Raw genomic sequence first — 4,081 nt, forward strand, 5'->3', positions numbered from 1 at the left:
AGCCCAGTGGAATAGCATTTGAATCGAAGAAGATTTCGTAGCGTCCCTTGACCCAAAAGACAGCGTGACTGCTTCCAGGAAGGGTGAGACAAGTATCGACCAAAATCGAGTCCGGGTTCGATTCGAAGCCGTTCCAATTCAATGTCAGACATGTGTCGCCTATGTGAGCAAAGTGTTGCGCCTCGGCTCGGCTGGCGGTTAAACTGGCACCGAGAAGGAGAAGAACCGGTACGAGAAATCGTTTCATGGGAAACCTCCCAACGTTCGTGAAGAAACCAATCTGCTCCCTATAGAAGACCCGCGAGATGGCAAAAGGTTACACCTACTTATGCACTTTCCTTGCACCATGCCTCGATGCGGGCAGGGGTAAGCCCTTACGAATTCAGGTCGATATAGATTGGTCCATCTGGTGCGGTCGGGTCGATTTCCACAACATCCGACTTATCTCGCGTGAACCGGCTGAGTACCCCGATGCCACCTTCTTCCAGCGGAATCACCACGATGATAAAATATCCGTCGAATATTTTACCGCCGACGCTCTGCCAGGAATAACGCACAAGTGCATCGGCCATCAAGCGCGTTTCCATGACCATACTATAAAGCTGTTCGATCTGCGTGCCTTCGTAGGCGCGTTCGAAATAGAGAGACTTTCCGAGAATTTCGAATCGCTCGACACCAGAGCGATTCAGAAAGTGATCGTTTACAAGCGTGATGACCAGATGCTTATTGCAGACGACATACGACGTCTCCGTAAACAGCTTGCTGATTTCGGCATCGTCTTGCATGATGGTTTGGACGAGCCCAAGGAGCTCGTCGCGATCCGATTTTGCTTTGAGTCGATAGAGCAGCGTCAGGGCGTTCTCCACCACCTCGGCTCGTTTGACCGAGTCCAGGATCAGAACGTCATTCCGCGACTCTACATGGCTGAAGTGCATCAGTTCACTTCGCTTTATGCTGTCCACAGGAACCTCCGTTTTAATGAGCGCACAAGATGCCACGCCCGGTCACGATCCTTTTACGCGAGGATGCTACCAAAATAAAGAGAAGAACAGAGCAAACTTAGACAAGGCGTAGTCCCGCTCACACATACTTCGTGCGAGGCGGTTTTTTCATCGTGGTTTCGAACCGACAAAGATCGCTTCCCAGTTCCGCACGGCAAGCGTTTTTCATGCGATAATCACCACTCTTTTCTTACAAATGATAATTCGGAGCTTCCTTGGTGATCGTCACATCATGCGGATGTGATTCGCGCAAGGCTGCTCCGGAAATTCGGACGAACTGCGCCGCGCGCTGCAAATCGGCCACACTCGGGCATCCCGTATATCCCATCGCGGACCGAAGACCGCCGATCATTTGATATACCGTTTCGCTCAATGTACCGCGAAACGGTACCCGCCCTTCGATGCCCTCGGGCACCAGCTTGGCGAGGCCTTCTTCAGCATCCTGAAAGTAGCGATCGGCCGCGCCTTGCGCCATCGCCGAAAGCGATCCCATTCCACGGTATGCTTTGTAGGTCCGCCCCTCCAAGAATATTTTCTCTCCCGGAGATTCTTCTAATCCCGCAAAGAGACTTCCGATCATCACCGTCGAGGCCCCGGCAGCAAGTGCCTTCGGAATATCACCCGTCTGCTTGATGCCTCCATCGGCAATGACGGGTGTCCCCGATTTCTTCGCGGCTCGCACGGCCTCCATGATCGCCGTTAACTGCGGCACTCCAACGCCGGCAATAATGCGCGTCGTGCAGATCGAGCCCGGTCCGACTCCGACCTTCACCGCATCGGCGCCCGCTTTGATCAGGGCTTCAGCGCCGCCGAACGTCGCAATGTTGCCGGCCACAACTTCCAGATCGCGGAATGTCCGCTTAATCTGCTTCACCATGTCGAGCACACCTTGCGAGTGCCCATGCGCCGTATCGACCGCAACGACATCGACCTGCGAATGCGCGAGGGCTTCCACACGGTCCATCGTATTGGCCGCGATGCCGACGGCGGCACCGCAAACGAGCCGGCCCGCTTCGTCTTTCGCCGCATGCGGGTGCCGTTTCTTCTTCTGAATATCTTTGAAGGTAATCAGGCCCTTCAGCTTGCCGGCCTTATCGATGACCGGCAGTTTCTCGATCTTGTTGCGCTGCAGGATCGCCTCGGCCTGCGTAAGCGTGGTACCCATCGGGGCCGTGACAAGATTCTCTCGCGTCATGATTTCGGAGATCGGCCGCTCGAGTTCAGACTCGAACCGAATGTCACGATCGGTAATAATCCCGAGAAGGTAACTTTGCCCATCGACGATCGGGATTCCGGAGATATGATACTTGCGCATCAGTTGCATCGCGTCGCGTAACGACCGATCCGGCCCAAGCGTGATCGGCTGCTGGATCATCCCGCTCTCCGAGCGCTTGACAATATCCACTTCTTCGGCTTGCCGCTCGATCGAAAGATTCTTGTGGATGATCCCGATGCCGCCTTCACGGGCCATCGCAATGGCCATCGCGGATTCCGTCACGGTGTCCATCGCGCTCGAAACCAGCGGGATGGATAGTTGAATGCGCCGCGTGAATTGAGTGGAAGTCTCGACATCGCGAGGCATGACAATGCTATGCCCGGGCACGAGAAGCACATCGTCGTACGTAATGCCTTCGGCACTTAAGATCTTTTGGGTGACTGGCTTGCGCGCGGAGTGTGTGATTGGCTTGCGAGCGGAGCCATTTAATGCGTGAGCAGTCGGGGTGCGACCGCTTACAATGCGGGTCGCAGAAGTGGAACGAGTCTGGCGGGCCATGAAAAACTTTCTCCTTTTGGCCGAAAGGCCGTGTAAGTTTTTCGTACAAATATACGAAGAAATGGACCGCGCACGGGCGAATTCCAAATTTGACGCTTCTCCAGTTATCGACTGGTCGGCGAATGAAATTCGCCGGTACACTGGGTCAATCCCAAAAATCGTTCGCGCGATCTGGCGCAATCTAGGTCGCGCCACCGTTAATCCGCGTCATCCGGGTTCTCTTCTGGGTCTCATTCCGAGATTTCTCTCTTCTTCCTCGTTCTTGAGTCCTGCTGCGTTCGAAAATGTTGCTTCATACTCGATTTCCTGCCCCGCTTGCGAGCTTTGTATTTGAGTTTGTTTTTCATGAAGAGCGCGCTTTCGCTGCTGGTTTGCGTAATAGTCCTCGCCGTCATCGACCAACAACCATACCGATTTCGCGTAAGCAGTCAGAATTCCGATCGGTCCACGGCCTGGACGAAATGGACCCATGTCATGCCGCATCTCATGCGAAAAAACGATGAGCGTCAGATGCAGCCGCTGCTGAAGGCCAACCAATCCCTGCGCGAACTGCGCCCGCATGAACAGCGTCCATGTCGTGAACTCGAAGGAATTCAGAATGACCGTGGTGGCATGACATTCCTCCACTTCTTCCGCAAGACTCGTGGCTGTCAGCCTGCCGGTCGGGGAGTTCAGCACGCGGAGGTTCTCGGGAAAGTCAAAGGTGGCTGTGTCGTCACAATCATGCGCCGGCACGTTCGGAAGATATTGCTGATAGGCACTCGGCAACTTCTTGTTTGCCGTCATGCACTCCCGGTAAATCGCGTCCGCGAGGGAGCGCTGCATCAGGTCTGTACCCGCGTAAGTATTGACCAGCAACACATTGTGAGCCGGAAACTTGAAGGCCATACGCAATGCAATCGCGCTCGCCAGCTCGATATTCTTGACGAGATCGCGGTTCATCGCGATCGTGATCGAGTTGCTGAAGATCTGGAAATCCTTGCCGACAATCCCCTGATAAGTGCAAACGACCTCGCGCTTCGGCTCCGGCGGCAAAAGGAACATGTCGGATCCTCGAATAGAACGAGTGGTGGTGCTGACTGATAAATTGTCCATGGCTTTCTCCACAAAAAAGTTAAATAGGTGCCTATTACAGCATGGACAATATACGACAAATTTCTACCCATGTCACTTCCCGCGCTAAAGCGTTAGATTACAGAGATTATTCTTACACATCCTTCTCGATCCTTTACGATCTCTCCCTCTCTCAATCTCAAGAGCTTACTCTCAATCCCTCAAATAATTTTCGCGGTCCCGCAAAAAATCG

4 protein-coding genes are annotated in these 4,081 nt (G+C 53.8%); all 4 read right to left on the bottom strand.

Going from position 1 to position 4,081, the window contains the following annotated elements:
* A partial coding sequence (locus Q8902_15855; protein ID MDP4201029.1) for a hypothetical protein occupies positions 1-247 on the bottom strand: 247 nt, incomplete at its 3' end.
* A 127-nt stretch (positions 248-374) separates the two neighbouring features.
* Positions 375-962, bottom strand: coding sequence for a hypothetical protein (locus Q8902_15860; GenBank protein ID MDP4201030.1), 588 nt, complete (start codon positions 960-962; stop codon positions 375-377).
* Between the two features lie 229 nt (positions 963-1,191).
* A complete protein-coding gene (gene guaB / locus Q8902_15865; GenBank protein ID MDP4201031.1) occupies positions 1,192-2,775 on the bottom strand; it encodes an IMP dehydrogenase in 1,584 nt (527 codons plus the stop codon).
* Positions 2,776-2,982: 207 nt separating this feature from the next.
* Positions 2,983-3,870: a hypothetical protein gene (locus Q8902_15870; protein ID MDP4201032.1), complete on the bottom strand. Its 888-nt coding sequence runs from the start codon at positions 3,868-3,870 to the stop codon at positions 2,983-2,985.
* Positions 3,871-4,081 lie beyond the last annotated feature (211 nt).

The organism is Bacteroidota bacterium, from assembly GCA_030706745.1.
Classification (GTDB): Bacteria; Bacteroidota; Ignavibacteria; order Palsa-1295; family Palsa-1295; genus PALSA-1295.

What these genes read in the sequence shown, in the direction of transcription:
- guaB (MDP4201031.1), bottom strand. Translation starts at nt 2,775, where the DNA reads ATGGCCCGCCAGACTCGTTCCACTTCTGCGACCCGCATTGTAAGCGGT.
- Q8902_15870 (MDP4201032.1), bottom strand. Translation starts at nt 3,870, where the DNA reads ATGGACAATTTATCAGTCAGCACCACCACTCGTTCTATTCGAGGATCC.